The organism is Desulfosporosinus sp. (assembly GCF_014237355.1).
In the GTDB taxonomy this organism is placed as follows: domain Bacteria; phylum Bacillota; class Desulfitobacteriia; order Desulfitobacteriales; family Desulfitobacteriaceae; genus Desulfosporosinus.
Genome location: NZ_JABZFS010000064.1, coordinates 1 through 18,461, shown reverse-complemented (window position 1 = coordinate 18,461; position 18,461 = coordinate 1). Strand labels below are relative to the sequence as shown.

20 protein-coding genes and 1 riboswitch are annotated in these 18,461 nt (G+C 41.4%); of the genes, 5 read left to right on the top strand and 15 right to left on the bottom strand.

All coding sequences use genetic code 11. From position 1 onward, the window contains the following. Positions 1 to 167: 167 nt before the first annotated feature. Positions 168 to 1,784 carry a hypothetical protein gene (locus HGJ98_RS14275; protein ID WP_291352077.1) on the top strand — a complete coding sequence of 539 codons (1,617 nt, stop codon included), beginning with the start codon at positions 168 to 170 and terminating at the stop codon, positions 1,782 to 1,784. Positions 1,785 to 2,066: 282 nt separating this feature from the next. Here the strand turns inward: HGJ98_RS14275 and HGJ98_RS14270 are convergent, their stop codons facing one another. Beyond that, entirely contained in the window at positions 2,067 to 2,825 is a 759-nt protein-coding gene (locus HGJ98_RS14270) for a YdcF family protein (RefSeq protein WP_291352094.1), read from the bottom strand. 240 nt (positions 2,826 to 3,065) lie between these two features. Next, entirely contained in the window at positions 3,066 to 3,419 is a 354-nt protein-coding gene (locus HGJ98_RS14265) for a four-helix bundle copper-binding protein (protein ID WP_291352093.1), read from the bottom strand. Positions 3,420 to 3,733: 314 nt separating this feature from the next. Here HGJ98_RS14265 and HGJ98_RS14260 point away from each other — a divergent pair, with 314 nt between their 5' ends. Next, positions 3,734 to 4,426, top strand: a complete 693-nt coding sequence (locus HGJ98_RS14260; RefSeq protein WP_291352076.1) for a response regulator transcription factor — start codon at positions 3,734 to 3,736, stop codon at positions 4,424 to 4,426. Position 4,427: 1 nt separating this feature from the next. Next, a complete protein-coding gene (locus tag HGJ98_RS14255; protein WP_291352075.1) occupies positions 4,428 to 5,813 on the top strand; it encodes an ATP-binding protein in 1,386 nt (461 codons plus the stop codon). A gap of 82 nt (positions 5,814 to 5,895) precedes the next feature. Here HGJ98_RS14255 and HGJ98_RS14250 read toward each other — a convergent pair whose 3' ends face one another. The 9 genes from HGJ98_RS14250 to HGJ98_RS14210 all read right to left on the bottom strand — a co-directional run bounded on the left by HGJ98_RS14250 (position 5,896) and on the right by HGJ98_RS14210 (position 12,699). Next, positions 5,896 to 6,345 (bottom strand): hypothetical protein, encoded by a 450-nt coding sequence (locus HGJ98_RS14250; protein ID WP_291352074.1) that lies wholly within the window; start codon positions 6,343 to 6,345, stop codon positions 5,896 to 5,898. Positions 6,346 to 6,817: 472 nt separating this feature from the next. Beyond that, on the bottom strand, positions 6,818 to 6,964 hold the full coding sequence (locus tag HGJ98_RS14245; RefSeq protein ID WP_291352073.1) for a hypothetical protein: 147 nt from the start codon (positions 6,962 to 6,964) through the stop codon (positions 6,818 to 6,820). Between the two features lie 27 nt (positions 6,965 to 6,991). Continuing rightward, positions 6,992 to 7,771, bottom strand: coding sequence for a prolipoprotein diacylglyceryl transferase (gene lgt, locus HGJ98_RS14240; protein ID WP_291352072.1), 780 nt, complete (start codon positions 7,769 to 7,771; stop codon positions 6,992 to 6,994). 92 nt (positions 7,772 to 7,863) lie between these two features. Continuing rightward, on the bottom strand, positions 7,864 to 8,082 hold the full coding sequence (locus tag HGJ98_RS14235; RefSeq protein ID WP_291352071.1) for a hypothetical protein: 219 nt from the start codon (positions 8,080 to 8,082) through the stop codon (positions 7,864 to 7,866). Between the two features lie 15 nt (positions 8,083 to 8,097). After that, entirely contained in the window at positions 8,098 to 10,677 is a 2,580-nt protein-coding gene (locus HGJ98_RS14230) for a heavy metal translocating P-type ATPase (RefSeq protein WP_291352070.1), read from the bottom strand. 65 nt (positions 10,678 to 10,742) lie between these two features. After that, positions 10,743 to 11,081: a metal-sensitive transcriptional regulator gene (locus tag HGJ98_RS14225; RefSeq protein ID WP_291352069.1), complete on the bottom strand. Its 339-nt coding sequence runs from the start codon at positions 11,079 to 11,081 to the stop codon at positions 10,743 to 10,745. A gap of 229 nt (positions 11,082 to 11,310) precedes the next feature. Then, positions 11,311 to 11,691: a hypothetical protein gene (locus HGJ98_RS14220; protein WP_291352068.1), complete on the bottom strand. Its 381-nt coding sequence runs from the start codon at positions 11,689 to 11,691 to the stop codon at positions 11,311 to 11,313. Beyond that, entirely contained in the window at positions 11,684 to 11,833 is a 150-nt protein-coding gene (locus HGJ98_RS14215) for a hypothetical protein (protein ID WP_291352067.1), read from the bottom strand. The genes HGJ98_RS14220 and HGJ98_RS14215 overlap by 8 nt, the downstream gene beginning before the upstream one ends. Positions 11,834 to 12,294: 461 nt before the next feature. Then, positions 12,295 to 12,699 carry a hypothetical protein gene (locus HGJ98_RS14210; RefSeq protein WP_291352066.1) on the bottom strand — a complete coding sequence of 135 codons (405 nt, stop codon included), beginning with the start codon at positions 12,697 to 12,699 and terminating at the stop codon, positions 12,295 to 12,297. 640 nt (positions 12,700 to 13,339) lie between these two features. Here HGJ98_RS14210 and HGJ98_RS14205 point away from each other — a divergent pair. Together HGJ98_RS14205 and ftsH are read left to right on the top strand one after the other, a co-directional pair. Further along, positions 13,340 to 13,825 (top strand): hypothetical protein, encoded by a 486-nt coding sequence (locus tag HGJ98_RS14205; RefSeq protein WP_291352065.1) that lies wholly within the window; start codon positions 13,340 to 13,342, stop codon positions 13,823 to 13,825. Between the two features lie 88 nt (positions 13,826 to 13,913). Then, on the top strand, positions 13,914 to 15,731 hold the full coding sequence (gene ftsH / locus HGJ98_RS14200; protein WP_291352064.1) for an ATP-dependent zinc metalloprotease FtsH: 1,818 nt from the start codon (positions 13,914 to 13,916) through the stop codon (positions 15,729 to 15,731). Positions 15,732 to 15,802: 71 nt separating this feature from the next. Here the strand turns inward: ftsH and HGJ98_RS14195 are convergent, their stop codons facing one another. From HGJ98_RS14195 to HGJ98_RS14180, 4 genes are all read right to left on the bottom strand, one after another. Then, entirely contained in the window at positions 15,803 to 16,063 is a 261-nt protein-coding gene (locus tag HGJ98_RS14195) for an SHOCT domain-containing protein (protein ID WP_291352063.1), read from the bottom strand. A 337-nt stretch (positions 16,064 to 16,400) separates the two neighbouring features. After that, positions 16,401 to 16,646, bottom strand: coding sequence for a DUF2933 domain-containing protein (locus HGJ98_RS14190; RefSeq protein ID WP_291352062.1), 246 nt, complete (start codon positions 16,644 to 16,646; stop codon positions 16,401 to 16,403). 89 nt (positions 16,647 to 16,735) lie between these two features. Further along, positions 16,736 to 17,533, bottom strand: coding sequence for a C40 family peptidase (locus HGJ98_RS14185; protein ID WP_291352061.1), 798 nt, complete (start codon positions 17,531 to 17,533; stop codon positions 16,736 to 16,738). Between the two features lie 5 nt (positions 17,534 to 17,538). Next, a riboswitch (cyclic di-AMP (ydaO/yuaA leader) is annotated at positions 17,539 to 17,681 on the bottom strand. Positions 17,682 to 17,786: 105 nt separating this feature from the next. Continuing rightward, positions 17,787 to 18,461, bottom strand: a 675-nt coding sequence (locus tag HGJ98_RS14180) for a hypothetical protein (protein ID WP_367142735.1), incomplete at its 5' end; no start/stop codon positions are given.

Here is an 18,461-nt window from a genome sequence, read left to right as displayed (position 1 = left end):
AAATGAACACAATTCTTAAATGGAATAATTTGCATTATAAGCTTTTCTGCGGTATACTTTTTGTGTCATTGAACCATCCATAATTTCTCATATTTATGATAATGATCGGAGGAATTTTATGATTAAGCTTATTTATAAAAAAACACTAGAAGAGAGAGAACAGAAACATGGTTAACAATTTCGTTCAAGATTTGGTTCAAAATTTGATAAAACGACATTCTGACAAAAAGATTGGGGCTGAGGCTCTTCAAAACTCTATAAAGAATGCCATATCAATAGAAATGCTAATTAACAACTTAGCTGAAGTATTACGCCTATCTAAAAATCAAATTGAAAAAGATCTTCAAGACTTTGGTTTTAAAGAGCTTATCGACCAATTCAATCTTAGCAAGTCAATCGAATTGGGAAACCAGAAAAATAACAAAAGTGATTTCCGTATTTGTAATAATACTAATTTCTTAAACCCCTTTCCAGAGCTTTTTAAAGTTAGCTCTTGCCCTAACTTTCTTGACACTATTGCGATCGACGATAAGCACACAGAGATTCTAAGTAGCTTATTCGAGACTGTTTCTAAAACCTTTCCAAATGATCCCTTCATACCTATGTATAGGGAAGATGTTATAAGTTATTACACTGATTTCATTAATAATGTTGCTCCAGTAATAACCAAAACGATAAAAAGTTATTTTGGATCTACATATCCAAAATACATGGTAACGACTGGGATAGGAGCAAATGAACAATTTACTCATTTCGTTGCTTCTTGCAATAATAACGCGGATAATCCTAAGCTGAAGTGGTTAATAATTGATTCTCCAAAAAGTCTCTCGTTACTTCCTAATGATGCCACGATTGATAATACTTTATTTGTTGAGTTTTCTCGAAGTAGTCTTACTGAAGAAACAGTCAAAATTCATGAATACACTCCAAGGGAAGCAAAAAGGATCGTTTTTTCAAACACTGGACCTTTAAGGCAACTCGCTGAACGTGATCAGAATTTAATACTTGAATTACCTGATCAAGTATCCGGAAGATTTGGAAGAAATAAGACTCCTATTTTACTAGCCCCTATGTTCATTGCTGGTTTGGATGTGGAAGGCTATTGGAAACATATTGATTCAGCAATTAGAGCTTTTGATATTACAAATACCCAATCACTACCATTTATTTTAGCGAAATATATTTTGTTGTATCAGACACTTTCTTCAAAAAACCTTATTTACTTAGGCTGTAATGACGATAATTTAGGGTTATTGTCTGATGAGTTTATCCAATTCTGGAACGAGGGGGTTAATAAGGGAGGAAACGACTTATTAATTTCTAGATTTTTCGGATTACCTCGAGACTCTCATATGAATGTTGAAGGTTTATTAGGGAACAGTATGACAAAAATGGCCATATTCTTATTGAGAACTAACATGCGTGGTTACACTACCCATCCATTAGTATCTTCGATTATCGACCCAATAAATTCCGAACATAAAGGTTTACATTTTGGTGACGAAGAAGTAGTTTTAGCATATGCCAATTATAAAAGGTTTTCTGAATTGTTACCGTCAATATTGATTGAGATCCCGGTAAAACCTTCTTTAGAACACTCCGCGATATTAGGTCAACTTTTTGCAGATACTACGTTTATTTATTCCCGGCTTAAAGGCATTGATCCTGGTTCCAATCCAGAAGTTAAGTCTGTTAGAGAACGTTCCGCGAGTCTTCTTGCCAAAGTAGCAAGTAAAATCCGTGAAAATGAGGATATACCAATTAACGAGGCTATTATCGATTAATGAGTCGTCACTATTATTTTAAGCGCAAAATGACCTTATTGAGTAGTTCAATAGGTCATTTTGCATTCACTAACGAGAATAATTAACTTACTTAATATATACACCGTTTAGCTATAATTTGCTAATTTCTTAAAATTGGGTGAGGCAACCTCCTTCTCTTTCCGCCTGCTCCAGGGAATCCCATAATAACTCGTTCTCGCCCTAATTGTGCGATCCATTCTGAAGGGCCTAATGAGTCATTTACCATAAACAAGATGTTTTTTGATTTATTGTCTCCCCCAACTAAGTGTAATCTAAATCTAGAACTAAAGACTTCACAACCGCAAAGTACTCCCTCAAATAAGCATTAGGCCTCAAATACCAAGGCGTTGGCGAAGGAACACCCACTGGATTCAATCCATTACGCCTTGCTAGAAACTTCGAGCGAAACATATGGAAATCGTTCGTGATGACCAGAACAGGTTCAGAAGGTTCATAACTCGATTGTTGCCCAAGAAGCTTACGCGTATACCGGAAATTTTCCATTGTACTTGTCGACTGTTCTTCCTTGATGATTCGTTCCTTTGCGATGCCCTGCTCAACCAAATACCGCTGCATTGCCTCGGCTTCGGTAATCCATTTTCCAGGCCCCTTTCCACCAGAGACAACAACTCTCATATCCTTATTATCCTGTAGAATTCTTAAACCCTTATCTACCCGTTCCCAAAGAGTCCAAGAGAGTTTATCTCCATTAAGGCCTGCTCCAAGAATGATGAGGTAATCCACTTGGCTTGGCACTGGATCCTTGGTACTATACAGCAACAAGCTCTCAATTAGAATAAAAGACGCTAGAAGCACCAAGATGCTTAAACGAATCACCCGTCGAAATCTTAGAAAGCCATCTTTTAAAAAATGCTGCTTTAGATAGTCACTCTTTAATCCCCAAAGGAGCATCGCTACTCCAAGGACACCAGGCAGAAGCGTTCCAAGATTGATACCCCCATTAAGTGCGAGAACCAAGATGGTATCAAGAATCCCCACCAATCCCAAAATAATGAACATAATCAAAACTCGGTTGTTTGCCAATCTCCCTCTTCTCCTTTTCCTAAGACAAATAAATGTTTATTACTATGCAGTTAATCGGTGGTTTGCCCTTCAACAACTATATTCCATATCTATCGCGAAACATGGCGAAATATGATAATAATTAAATTAGCACAAGCATCCAATCAATTCTTCGATTGTTTGCTTGTGCTTTAATACTAATGTGATGTATGGTGTTATTAAGAGGTAAATTATCGTCTACATTTTTGTGGTTGACATCTTGCGACATTCATCTGCACATGTACGACATATATTAGCACAGTTCTGACAGTGTGTATCCTGGAATTTGGTACACTCAGCAGCACAAGCATCGCAAATTGTGGCACATAGGTTGCAGAATTGCTGACTAAATTCACTGTTTCTTGACATGTATTGAGAGGCCATAGAACAGACATCTGCACAATCTCTTAGCACCTGGATGCAGTGTATTCTTGCCTGTACATCAGGTTCGTTTAAACAAGCAACATAGCATTCTTCGCAAGCTTGAAGACAGGCATTACAAGCATCAATACATGCCTGCATAGTAGGATTCATACCAGTAGGCATTGGCATTTGATTTACTGTTGAACTTGTTCCGGTTACGTTAGTAGTTTGCATTTATTTTCCCCCTAAAAATGTATTTCGGTTATTATTGTGTATCATTCTATTGAGATTTATACCGGCCCGGTTACGAATCAATTTATAACTTAAGACAATTGCAGAAGGAAACCACCTTTAGAGGCACTTTCATTTGTCTGGGGGGTTATCCCTAATTGCAGGATGTCTTTATGTAATACTATAATGGTTATGCTTAGATTAAGAGGCCATTTTCGAATATTACGAAACAATTGTTTCTAGTTTCAGAATTGGAAGGAGTCTATTTATTTATGAGAATTTTATTAGTTGATGACGAAAAAAAGATTACGACGGTACTCAAAGCTTATCTTCAGCAAGAAGGTTTTCAGGTTAGCACCGCCATTAACGGCCTTGTCGCTTTAACCATGTTTAAAGAAAACCCGTTTGACCTGCTCATTCTTGACTTAATGCTTCCTGGCATGTCTGGGACGGAGATTTGCCGTGAGGTTCGTAAAATATCCTCCGTACCCATTATTATGCTCACCGCTAAAGTAGAAGAAGAAGATCGAATTGAGGGATTAAGTATTGGCGCAGATGATTACATTACAAAACCCTTTAGCCCTCGTGAAGTGGTGGCCCGTGTCCGCGCTGTATTACGTCGAGTTAATAATGAAACTACCCCCCTTGCCGACGTGATCTCCTATGATAATGGCCTCACCATTGATAATGTACAGTATGAAATTAGGCTGCACGATCAGGAAATCTCATTAACTCCTACCGAATTTAAGATTCTAGGTGCCTTAGCTAAACACCCTGGACGGGTGTTATCACGGGGGCAGTTGGTAGAGATTGTTCAAGGGCACAACTTTGACGGAGATGACCGAGTGATTGATGCCCATATTAAGAAGATTCGGCAAAAGATCGAAATTACACCCAGCAACCCAAAAATTATTTTGACTGTTTATGGCATGGGCTACAAGTTCAACCCTAATGCGGGGGAATAACATGCGTACTAAATTGTTTCTTTCCACTTTAATCATTGCACTTATTACCTTAAGCTTCAGCATGCTTTCCGTGAACTTTGTTTTTAAACAACAGTTTAGTGATTACTTAACTCAGGTGAGTGAAAGAACCTTAGAAGATTTACCCTCTCGTCTAAGTGACCTATATCAAGCCAAGGGTACTTGGGACCCTGCGGCTCTGAATGTAGTAAGTCATTCTCTGCCGATTGGTACAGTAGTTACTTTGACTGATCCATCCGGTAAACTTATTGCCACGCTAGAAAACCCCATGGATAATATGATGCATGGCCAAGGCGGTATGGGTATGAATATGGGCATGACTTCCTACACCACAACAAGTTGGAAAACCAAAACTTTTACTGTGACAGGACTCCTGGGGACTTTAGCCACTGCGGAGGTCCGCTACCCAGCAACGGCACAAATTCTTAACCCCCAAGATATCCTCTTCCAATCCGCCGTCTTTCGTTCTTTACTTTTCGCAGGGGGGCTGGCCCTCCTATTTGGGATTATTCTAAGTTTCGTTACAAGTCGTCAACTTGTCGCTCCACTCAGACGATTAACCCAAGCCGCCCATCGTATTGGACATGGACACCTTGACGAACGCGTATCCATCAACTCCAAAGACGAGGTGGGTCAACTGGCCAACGCTTTTAACGTGATGGCTGATAATTTGGATCGACACGAAACTCTCCGCAAACAATTTACTGCGGATATCGCCCACGAACTACGCACTCCCTTGACCTCGATCAAAAGCTATATTGAAGCTTTTCAAGACGGCATCCTTCCTGCCGATCAAGAAAACCTCTCCTCTATCCATGAAGAAATTGACCGTCTTGTTGACTTGTCCAGTGACCTAAAGGACTTAAATGTGGCCGAAATCGGTGGATTACATCTAAATCTTGAACCTGTGGACATAAAGTTCCTTCTTGAAAAAATTATTCGCAACCTATATCCCCTTTTGCAGGAAAAAGAAATAACTCTGGATTGGAATACACCGGAAGAGCCCGTGACTACATCAGGGGACGAGCATCTTCTGACTAGACTCTTCTATAACCTAATACACAATGCCTATCGTTACTCGAATCCTGGCGGTCGGGTTACCGTCGAACTTTCACAAACATTAAGCTCCACTAATATTAAAATCAAGAACACTGGAATGGGTATTTCTGAGGACGATCTTCCTTTGATCTTCGAACGATTTTACCGTGCCGATAAATCCCGAACTCGTGAGACGGGAGGAACTGGGATTGGTCTAGCACTAGCGCGCCAGGTTACAGACCTCCATCAAGGCACGATAAACGTACAGAGTAAAGTTGGGCATGAGACTGAATTTATCGTTCGGCTTCCTAAGGAAATAGTAGTCACTTAGTAATAGTGAAAAAATGGAAGGTGAGGTTTCCCATGAAGAAAGGACCCCGATTAATCAGGGTCCTTTCTTCAATGTATAAAGTTTATTTTGTACCTAGAACTTCCTCAACTAAGGGTTGAAGAGCTGGGTCTTTTAACATAGCTTCGAAGGTTGCTTTCATTTTAGGATCTGACATGACCTCTACCATAGGCTTAAACATTGACGGATTAGTCATTATACTCACCATGCTATCTTTACTTTCGCTACTTCCCATTATACTTATCATGTTTTTTTGAACATCACTATTTTTCATCATTTCCATCATGACAGGCACCATTTGTGAAGACCCCATTACTTTAACCATGGACTGGCGAGCATCAGGTGAGCTTAAAACATCCATCATAGCCGTTGGATTGCTCGTCATATATTGGGTCATATTGCTAGTATTCATCATGTCTTTTGTTTGGCTACCGCAACCAGCTAGACCTAATATGGCAATAGAAGTTAGACCTAAAAATACTATCGATTTAATTCTCTTATTCAAAAATATCATCTCCTACTCTTAAATCACTTTGATAAGTAACGGTACAATGAATTAATAAACTTAAACCATAATGACAAGGGCTTAAAAATTAGATCGAATTAAAGTTCACAAAACCATAAAATCTCTCCTAATCTTGACATTCGAAAAACCCAATAATTCTATGTATTCTCGATAAGCAGACACCTCCTATACTAAGGATTATCAGATAACCGGAGTATCCCTTAAATCTTTTCATGCTGTATTCAAAACAATTTATTAGTTTGTTTAACTTCCTGGGCTTAATACTACCAATGGTTCCCATTGACATAACTCCAGTATAATCCTAAGTTGTGAATAACCTATGAATTTGTCATAAAAAGTTGAATTGAGATGTACTAGTGAAACTACCGTACAGAGAATTCAAAAGGATGGAGAACAAATTATAATAGATATAACAGAATTGGACTGAAGTTTTACCTCAGTCCAATTCTGATTCTTTTCTTCAAAGGGTTTTTGTTTCATGTTGATCCTGAAAATTCTTTTGGTCTTTCTTATGCCCTCCACAGCAGCCCATACCCCGCCGATGCATAAAGAACATCATCCCAAATATAAAGAAATACCACCCATATTGATTTAAGAATTCCCACATAATCAGAGACCTCCTTTAAATCTTGGATTAATTTCTCGTCCCATTCCTTGGTATAATTAGCACAGCAGCAGAAACAAGAGCTATAACAATCATTCCCACACTACTCCACTGTGCTGACGTCAAATTAAACAGATAACGGGCGCCATCCCCTCGTAAGAATTCTAACGCAAAACGTCCTAGTGAATAGAGCACAATATAGGTTAAAAAGATGATACCCCTCGGCCATTTGCGCCAACGAGAAAGGATGATGATCAGAGCAAATACAACCATGTCCCATTGCCCTTCCCATACCTCTGCAGGCCAAAGAGGTTGGCTGCCATAAGCTTCATAAGCTGGAGTTCCCGATGGATAAACCAAGCCAAAACCCTGGTTGGTTGGGCTTCCGTAGGCGTCCCCATTGAGAAAGCAGGCAATCCTTCCCAGTCCCTGCCCTAAGATAATTCCTGGGGCAGCAATATCAGCCATTTTCCAAAAATCAAGTTGGTGTTTACGAGTATAGATCCATCCCACAATAAAAGCTCCAACCAATGCTCCTTGAATTGCCATCCCACCGTGCCATATCATAAAGATTTCGGCGAGATGCAGGGAGTAATAATCCCACTCGTAGAAGAACACTTGCCAAAGACGCGCTCCAATAATCGCTCCTATCACTGCATAGATCAACAAGTCTACAAGATGCTGGCGATATTCCTTTTCAGAAGGTGCTAAATGATAAGCTACCCCTAAACCAATTAATAGTGAGATGGCAACGACTACACCGTAAGACCCTAAAGAAAATCCCCCAATGCTGAATAAAGTTTGCAGCAAATTTGTGTTCCTCCTTCTAAACAGTTTTCTAACAATAAAGTAAGCTTACTAAATATCAATTGGATTATTATATGACTCAATTAGCCTCGTTCTTATCCCATGATCCTCTTCTTCACAATAGGAATGACGATCGGCATGAAGACAATCATACTTAGGATAAAAACCCAAACCATTCCCCCGATCCGAGCCACAGCAGTATAGGTATTTCCATCCACCCATGTTATGCCAAGAAATATTAAGGTTATTGCAAGCGAAAGTACCGTGTAAACCACGGAAGCCTGCCTAGCGGCTTTTGCTTCTAAATCGTTCATAGTAAGACCTCCTCCTTAGCGTGCAGTTTGTGGTTGAGGTGTTGGATGCATACTAGTTTTCAACTGTTCCCTTCGGAATGAGGGTTGGAAGCGTTTTAAGAGAAGCGTGTTCAGTGTTACAGATACCGAACTCATTGCCATAAAGAAAGAGGCAAGTTCCGGGCTAACTAGAAGCCCTGTGAAAGGATATAGGATACCGGCAGCTAAGGGAATTCCTGTGATGTTGTAAACGAAAGCCCATACCAAATTCTGCTTAATCTTGCGCATAGTAGCCCGCCCAATTTCGATAGCTCCTACCACATCGCGGATATCGTCCTTGATCAGGATGATGTCGCCTGTTTCTTTGGCAACGTCTGTACCTGAACCAATAGCAATTCCCACGTTGGCCTGAGCTAAGGCGGGAGCATCGTTGATCCCATCCCCAACCATAGCTACGTTTAGACCCTTCTCCTGAAGCTTGATCACTTCGGCGGCCTTATCTTGGGGCAGCACTTCTGCCAGGACTGTTTTAATCCCCACCTGTCGAGCTATGGCTTCAGCCGTCCTTCGGTTGTCCCCGGTAATCATGGCTACTTGTACACCCATCTGTTGCAAACGCTCCACGGCCACTTTGGCGTTTTCCTTTAGGATATCAGCTACTGCAATGATCCCCGCAGCCTTATTATCAATAGCCATCAACATGGCTGTCTTTCCTTCTTCCTCAAGCTGCTCCATCTTCTTACTTAGGTTTCCGATATCAATAGTTTGTTGCTGCATCAAACGACGGTTTCCTAACAAAATTGTCTGCCCTTGATAGATTGCCCGAACACCGTGACCGGGTATAGCCTCAAAGTCATCGGTATCTCCAACCGACAATCCTTCTTTCTTGGCCCCCCGTACGATAGCTTCACCTAGGGGGTGCTCAGACGGTTTTTCAGTGATCGCTGCAAGCCTAAGAACATCCTCTCGAACAAAGCCTTCCGTCGCGTAGACGTCCGTCACTGAGGGTTCACCTTTGGTCAAGGTACCCGTCTTATCGAAAACAACTGCATTTAGTTTGCTGCTCGCTTCCACGGCATCCGCCCCTTTGAACAGAATACCGTTTTCCGCACCCTTACCCGTACCAGCCATAATAGCACTGGGTGTGGCTAAGCCGAGAGCGCACGGGCAAGAAATGATCAAGGTCGTCACTGACAAGAGCAAGGCAAAGCCAAAGACCCCCACTTCCGCTAAACTATAGGGTGAAAGAATAAACTGGCTTGCCGGTGAGAAGAAAGAGGCGTACCCGATAAAGAACCAGAAGAAGAAGACAATTAAAGCCAAGACATGGACCCCAGCGATGAAATGGCCCGCCACAAAATCGGCTAATTTTTGGATGGGCGCCTTGGAAGCCTGAGCGTCTTCAACCATTTTAATAATTTGGGCTAAGGCAGTTTCGCTACCAACTCTCGTTGCCCTAAATTTAAACGAACCCGTCTTATTGATAGTGGCGCCCGTGACCTGAGAACCTGCTCGTTTTTCTACCGGCATGCTTTCTCCGGTAATCATTGCTTCGTCGACTGCCGAATAACCATCTGTAACTTCCCCGTCCACAGGTATACTTTCCCCAGGCCGCACAACCACGATATCACCGATCTCCACCTCATCGGCAGCAATCTCGACTTCTTCACCATTACGAATCACCCGCGCCGTTTTAGCTTGCAAACTCATTAGGTTTCGGATGGCCTCCGAAGTTCGGCCTCGGGTAAGAGCTTCCAAATAGCGCCCTAAAACGATGAACGCTGTAAGCAATGCCGCTGACTCGAAAAAGGCAGCTCCCCGTCCGCCGAAGCCGGCATCGGGCCAGAAGGTATTGATGGTCGCAATAATATAGGCAGCACCAATCCCCGTTGCATAGAGTAAATTCATATCCGTTGCGCCACGTTTTAGTCCATTCCAACTGTGTTTAAAAAACTGCCAACCAGGAATAAAGGCAATCGGCGTGGTCAAAGCCCAAAGGACATAAACGTTACCCAAAAACTCCGGGACAAAATAAGGAAAGATCCACATATCTCGAAACATGCCAATCATCACCAAAATGGATAAGGGCCAGGCAATCCACATATTGCGTGTTTGAAACTGTAATTCCTTCTGCCGCGCCTCTTTCTCCCGGTCCAAAGCTTCCTGACCGGTCACCTTTTCCCTAGCCTCATACCCTAAAGCTTGAATTTCTTTTTTGATCAGGGCTTTATCCACGGCACCGGGATAAAACGTTACCTTAGCTGACTCGGCCGGTAAATTAACGACAACAGAGGTTACTCCTGGCATTCCCTTAACGGCCTTCTCAACTTTAGCGACACAAGCTGCACAACTCATACCCCGCACAGTGAGCAAAACTTCCTCCTCCGGCACTTCGTAACCGATGTCTTGAATCATTTTTACCATCTGGGGTACTCCTGCCTGATTACTCTCATAAGTCACAGCGGCTTTGCCTGAAAGCAAATTGACATGAACTTCTTGCACACCGGTCATGGTTTTTAAGGTCTTTTCAACTTTTGCCACACAAGCTGCACAAGTCATGCCCTGTACCGGTAAACTTACCTGGGCAAGATGTTCGTTTCTTATTGCTTCACTCATAACTTGTACCTCCAATTAACCATCTGATTTCAGATTCCTTTTCACTTTATATTATCTACCAAAGATTATCTCAACATCCGAAACACCGTTTTTAAGACTTCATCCACTACCTCAGTGTCACCACTTTCCAACCGTTCCCTCACGCATGATTTCATGTGCTTTTCTAAAAGCAACTTCGAGACCCCGTCGAGGGCAGATTGAGCCGAGGCTATCTGATTCAGGACGTCATCACAATAAGTTTGACGCTCGATCATTCCTTTAATGCCCCGTATTTGCCCTTCGATTCGGTTCATCCGGGCGATAATCTGCTGGATTGTCTTTTCGTCATGATGACTCCTAGGTTTGCCTCCTTCTTGGTTCAGATCCTGGCAATCAATAGAAACATCTTTTGCCGGATTGTTCATTCACTCACCACCAATTCGATAATAGTATAGGGGACTACCCTATTTTCCTTAACAAAAAAATACTCAAGCTCACTCATGGATTAATTCTATATCCCTACAATAATCCTCAAATACGATAAACTCATGAATTAGTTGTGAATTTCTTGTGAAGATGTTAAAAGGCCCAGACCCTTTATACGGTCCGAGCCTTTTATTAGCCTAAGCTAAGATTATTTAGCTTTCTGAAGATTTATCTTCCCATTCTTCCCATGGACCCCATCCTATTCTGGCTGCTTGATTTCTGGTCAGGCTGTTGAGAAGCGTTAGAATTGTTTGGATTATTTATTCCATTCATTCCTTGTATGTGTTTGGGATAATTCATCTGGCCATTTGTTTGGGTATTCATTGGCATATCTTGCATTTGGTCATTCATAGGCATATTCCGCATTTGAGCATTTTCAGACATGTTTTGCATCTGAGGATCGGTCGCCATGTTTTGCATTTGGTTAGTCATGGTAGGGTTGGGACTCATCATTTGATCGTAGACATCTGTCTGGGTGGAAACTGTTTGATCTGGCTGAGTGGTTTCTACCTTCTCCACTTCCGTGCTTGTTACATCATTGTTATCCATATAGGCCTGTGCGTACGTAGTCTTTGGCTACATATTCGTTGTATTGCTGCCAATTGTAGTAGCGTTTACAGCCCCCGCTAATCCCAGTACCATAGCCATTGATAGTGTAACCATTAAAGCTTTGTTCTTCATCATTATTCATTCAAATCCTTTCATAATACATTCTATTAGTGTTTGCTTGATAGATCCAATACGGAACCAATTTAAGATTTTTTCAATCTAGCGATCACCTCCTGGATCATCAATATATTCGTCCGCTTGTTTAAGTATCGAGGGGTAGGTTAAGAAATTCTATGATACACATTTTTACATGGTGCCCCCTGAAATTTCCGATACTTATACAAAAGTCTATTATATGAAGAGGTTTAAGTGTCAAAACTAACGATTCAGCAAACTTACTACTAGCCAAAGAGGGAAACGAACTTATTTGAGAAGAGTACATAATATTGGCAGAAATGTAGTAGATGAACTGATCGTTTCGATCTCCCTTCGATATTCGAACGATTTTATTGTGCGGATAAATCGAGGACTGGGGAGACGGGGGGAAAGATAATAAGATAATACGAGCCCAGGTCCTCAAACCTGGGCCAACGCATTATCTTTTTATCTTACATTCATCATTTGATTCATGGCCTCTAAGTTTTGACCTTGCATCATTTGACTCATCGCTTGACCGTTCTCTTGCATGAACTGGTTCATTTGATTGAGGGTTTCTTCTCCTAGAAAAGCTTTGACTTCCGGATTAGGGTTCATTGCTTCTTGCATCCTGTCAATGTCTCCAGTTTGCATAGCCTCCTGCATAGCTTCAGAGTTGTGCAAGTTCTGCATTGCACTGGAATCCATGATTTCATGGGATTGACTTGAGGCCATAAAGGATCGCATTTGACCGAACAAGTTTTGTCCTTCATCATTCGATGTTCCCGCGAACGCTGGTATCGCAATGAGCCCGGTTGCAAGAACTGCACTCCCTAGAATCGCAATTAACTTTTTACTGATAATCTTTTTCATGTGTTTATATCCTCCCTAAAATTCAAGTTATTTTTTTAAGCTTTAACTTCCATGCTTGAAGTATAGAGTAAAGATGCGACTTTCTCATGAATGAGTTATGAATTTATCATGAATATCCTAGGAACTCCTTTCCCAATAGAAGCCCCACCAGCTAAACCGCCTATAATTATCACCTTTTTACTCACAACTACAATACTATAACGGCACAAGAGGCAGGTACTTAGCAAAGTAATAGTTTGTCTACGTAAATTACATAAGGAAGCCTCGGAAGTGTAGGATTTGCACCCACGCTCCAAGGCGCGCTCCCCTCCGATAGAGTTCATCAGGTTCTAGAGGACTTTTTCAACTTTTACAAAACTCAACGACATTTCCAAGAGTCATTCAATGATTTGTTTCAAGGTTCGGAACTGAAGCCTTTCAGGAACTTCTTAATCCCAATATAGAATCCCCAGCAAAGTAGTACACACTAGAGTTCACTAGATATTCACATTTAATTCATAGGTTCTTTATATAAATGATATATATTAGTTTTGTTAATATTTTTTCTCTTTTTTCTCTCCTCTTCATGGAAGGCTTTCTTTGGAAGCCTTCCTGTTTTCCAGAAATAAGTTAGGATAGTGTATTGTAAGGAGGAAGACCATTGAAAACAAAAGTAATCATAGGAGTGTTAACTCTAATGCTAGTTGGAAGTGGCTATTGGGGTCTAAATGCAGCAGAACAATTGACGTCTGATGGAGCGACCATTGCATCTAACAATTCTAGTGAAAACCTGCCAAAGGAATATACCGAACCAATTATTGATGATTGGGAAGGACTACAGGTCAGCGTACAGTGGGAAAAGCAAGATAAAATCTCTTCTCAGCGGTTTTTGATAGGTATTAATAATCACGCCCTAGATGTCGATAATTTTGATTTTGCACAAAATGTTAGAATTCAGTTAGATAACAAAGAAATTCCTGTTAAAGTTCAAGTTTTGGAGAAGAATGGCTCTGGTCATCATTCTTCCGCTGAATTGCAAGTCGAAAGTCCGGAATTTACTAAGGCGACTGCAGGAAGCGTAATGACCTTGAGCGTCAGCAATGTTTATGATACACCAACACGGACTTTCACGTGGAAGTTCAAATAATAGGAGGCTTGACAGGCACCTTTATCGATTACTGTCGGGATTTTAACAATACGACCTATTGAGACAATTATAAATGGAGTGAAAGATTATGGATAAAACCAAAAAGCCAGCGAAATCTTTAATCTATTATTCTGTGGTCGCAATGATGATTCTGATGCTACTCAATGCATTTGTATTTCCAACATTATTGGAGCAACAGGTCACCCAGGTTGACTACAGTACCTTTCTTAACCAGGTAGAACGAGGAGCAGTGAGTAAGGTTGAAATTCAGGATACTCAAATTATTTTTACTGCCAAAGACGAAACTGAACAGGACAGCTCATATTCCACAGGAACTATCAACGATCCGGATCTAGTTAATCGTCTACACAGTGCGGGTGTAGAATTCTCTCAGGTCATTCCGAAAGAGCATTCCTTTCTGTATAGTTTCCTTATGACATGGATTCTGCCTCTAGTTCTCTTTATTGGAATAGGACAGCTGTTAATAAGTCAGATGCAAAAACGTATGGGCGGCATGAAAGCTATGTCGTTCGGTAAGAGCAATGCTAAAATCTATGTTCAGGCACAGACTGGCAAAACCTTTGCCGATGTAGCTGGCCAGGACGAATCGAAAGAGGCACTCGCTGAGATTGTCGATTTTCTTCACAACCCCAAGAAGTACTCTGAAATTGGTGCAAGTCTACCTAAGGGCGCATTGCTTGTAGGCCCTCCTGGAACAGGTAAAACTCTATTAGCGAAGGCTATAGCAGGAGAAGCAAAAGTTCCCTTCTTTTCGATTTCAGGCTCTGAGTTTGTAGAAATGTTTGTGGGTATGGGTGCTGCTAAAGTACGTGATCTATTTAAGCAAGCGAACGAAAAAGCTCCCTGTATCGTATTTATTGACGAGATTGATACTATCGGCAAAAAACGTGGTAATGGCGGAATCGGAGGAAACGACGAACGTGAACAGACTCTTAATCAGCTACTCACCGAAATGGACGGTTTCGATGGTAAAAAAGGTGTGGTTATACTCGCTGCTACCAATCGCCCCGAAACTTTAGATAAGGCACTGCTCCGTCCAGGTAGGTTTGACCGCCGAATCCCGGTTGAACTTCCCGATCTTGCAGGTCGTGAGGCAATTTTAAAAGTTCACGCCCAAACGATCAAAATGAAAGACAATATTGATTTTAAAGCTATTGCACGAGCGACCTCAGGTGCTTCAGGTGCCGATTTGGCTAATATCATTAATGAAGGGGCACTGCGCGCGGTTAAATATGGCAGAACACGTGTCGAACAGGATGACTTAGAGGAATCTGTTGAGGTTGTGCTTGCAGGTTATCAACGTAAGGGCGCGGTAATTTCTCACAAGGAAAAAGAGATCATTGCTTATCACGAAATTGGTCATGCTCTGGTTGCTGCTAAGCAAACTAATTCGGCTCCTGTGCATAAAATCACCATCATTCCAAGAACATCGGGTGCGCTTGGCTACACCATGCAGGTTGAAGAAGGCGATCGTGTGCTGATGAACAAGGAAGAGGCGTTCAATAAGATTGCTACCTTTGCCGGAGGACGCGCTGCTGAGGAGTTGGTCTTTGGCACGTTTACATCAGGCGCATCTAATGATATCGAACAGGCCACTAGGATTGCACGGTCGATGGTCACCAGGTTAGGTATGAGCGAAAACTTTGATATGATGGCACTAGAGACTGTAAATAACCCCTACCTTGGAGGCGATACTTCCCTTACCTGTTCCTCTGAAACAGCGGCAAAAATAGATGATGAAGTGCTCGCTATCATTAAGAGTGCTCATAAAAAGGCCATCAGTATTTTGAAAGAAAATACCGATAAGATGCACGAGCTGGCGCGTTATTTATTGAAAAAGGAAATCATTACAGGAGAAGAATTCGTGGAAATACTTTCACGATAAAATTAAACCAAGAGCTATCACCTGAAAAGGTGGTAGCTTTTAATTAGCCTCCCTCCGTTATCCATACTAGTTTACTTACTTTGCAGAATATCACGACGGATGTGAAATTCTTCGGTATCAATTTCTCCACGAGCATAGCGTTCACGTAAAATGTCCAAGGCATCCCTCCTGTTTGCTGTCTCGATAGGGGTGTGTTTGCCTATACGCCGAAATAAATACACTCCAAGAACGAACAAACCAATCCAAAAGATCATTTGGACTACCATACCGATTAAACCCATCCACCAATATCCTCCACTATACGCACCATAGCCACCCCATCCATTCATCATCAATAGAATTCCTCCTTAAATATAGTTGTTTCACCTAAATTAAGTGTATTTTGTCTCACAGCAAGCCAAATAATTCAAAATTCTTTGCAACTTGAGAAATACACAGAACATACTGCTCCATTAAACTGCCGTCAAGTGAAACAAATGACTCTTAAACGATGAGAGCTCTGCCAAAGAATAATAGAAACTAAGCAGATAGTGACATCAATATACAGATTTATCAAACAAAAGGCTCCCATCAAGCTGATGAGAGCAAAACGAACTGGATGAGCTATATTATGCCCCAGTATTCGATTTATACATTCAATTTAATTCCATGTCTAATTTATTGATGCTTTCAATTCAAAATCTCTTTTCGTTTTTCTCCCATCTCCTCCTTTTGATGTTTATGATTATTAACCATAAATTTCATCATTAATAAATGCCCTAATGGACAAGCCAAAACTAATAGAACCGATAATACATTTTTCATACCTGAACTTGGCAAGTTTAACGATGACAGTACTCCAAGAAGTATAATCGGAACTAAACAGCATAGTAACATTAATAAACCATGTGATTTATGGTCTCCCCTATTTTTCATTTTGCGACTCTCCTTTACATTATACTCTTTCGGACATCTTTGGTGGGTATAACCCCTAATGGCTCTCAAGTTGTAAGAAACGACTAAGATCATAAAACCCTGCGTGCTCCAATATAACGCTTGGACCAATAGTTATCAGAAAGACTATGGATTCCTACCCCTTCGCTGGCAGATCCGATTGTTCGTCCGCCTCCGATATATATTCTCACGTCAGATGCCCCTGGTTTATAGGTGGTGAAAAACACCAGGTCTCCAGGTTTGAGTTGATCACGGCTGACAGGAGTTCCAACTTTGTACTGTTCAAACGATGTCCTGGGGAGAGAAACTCCTGATGCCTTAAATACATACTGAACAAAACCTGAACAATCGAAACCATCTCTTGTCGTACCACCCCACAGATAAGGAACTCCTTGTAAACTCCTAGCCCGGCTAATTAACTTATCAACCTCTGAACTCCCTCTGGATACTTGCTGAGAAACATTTGGCTTAGTCGCAGAAACTGTTTTCTTTTCTGGAACCGAAATGCTTTTAGAGTTACTTGAAATCGACGCATCATTTTTCTTAGTATACTTCTTATCCGGCGGTTTGACTTGGCCGTCTGCCTTTTTCAAGTCATCACTCGTTTTAGGTTGCTCACTAAGCGCAATGTTTTCTTGGTTTTTCGTTTGGTCCTCTGCTTCTTTTGTCAGATCGTTTCCAGCCGAAACAAGGTTAATGCGATTCATCTTGTCTCGTACAATCTCTACATTGCTCTTACTATTTATTGTGTTTAAAACTTGTTGCTTAACGGATGCTTGAGTGGAAATAGTGCTTCCGATAAGGCCTGATGTCAGTATCATTCCCGAGAGAGTTATCACGCTCCCCCACTTTCTTACGGATGAAACCAATATTGTTATCCACCTTTCTTTGCTTACGAGGTTAGTTGACGGGTTCGGACTAAAGGTGTAAGCCCTACACGCAAAAGCAAACGTGATTCACCCCGAAATAAAATCCCCCGTTCTGAGTGTTCGAACTCAGATTCAGCAATAATATCTAGTCAATGTTAAGTGGTTTAATTATGTTGCGGAAGCGATGAAAAAGGGCCAGCGGAATTTGAAGGCTGCCCCTTTTCGTTTAGTTAATAAACTCTACCGATTATTTCTACAGTTCAGTAGTTACCTCAGCTTGTACAACTTCAGTTGTTGCTTCAGGTTCTGTAGCTTCGGCTATTACCTCAGTTTCTGTCGGTGCAGTAGTTGTCTCAGCTCCTACAACTTCAGTTGTTGCTTCAGGGTCTGCAGCTTCGGATATTACCTCAGTTTCTGTCGGTTCGGTAGTTGTATCAGCTTCTACAACTTCAGTTGTTACTTCAGGGTCTGCAGCTTCGGATATTACCTCAGTTTCTGTCGGTTCGGTAGTTGTATCAGCTTCTACAACTTCAGTTGTTGCTTCAGGGTCTGCAGCTTCGGATATTACCTCAGTTTCTATTGGTTCTATTATCTCGACTAACTCAGCATCAACAGTTACGCTCACGGCTTCACTTATAGACTTGTCTGGTGCTTTAGCAACGATGGCTAACCTATCATCTTTGAGTAAGGTTACACCGTCCTTTAGGGTCACAGTATAGGCACCGGTTCCATCAGCTGTTGCTTTGCCAATTACAGTTTCGTCTCTATTAACGCATACCAATGCATCGGCATCTGTGATTCCTGAAATTATCTTGTCTCCGGCCCTTACAGTTCCTTCTACCTCAGGTAATGTTGTTGGAGCTAGCGCTGCGGCTACTTTGACACTTATAGAGTTACTCTCAACTTTGCCTGGTGCCGTGGCCGTTAT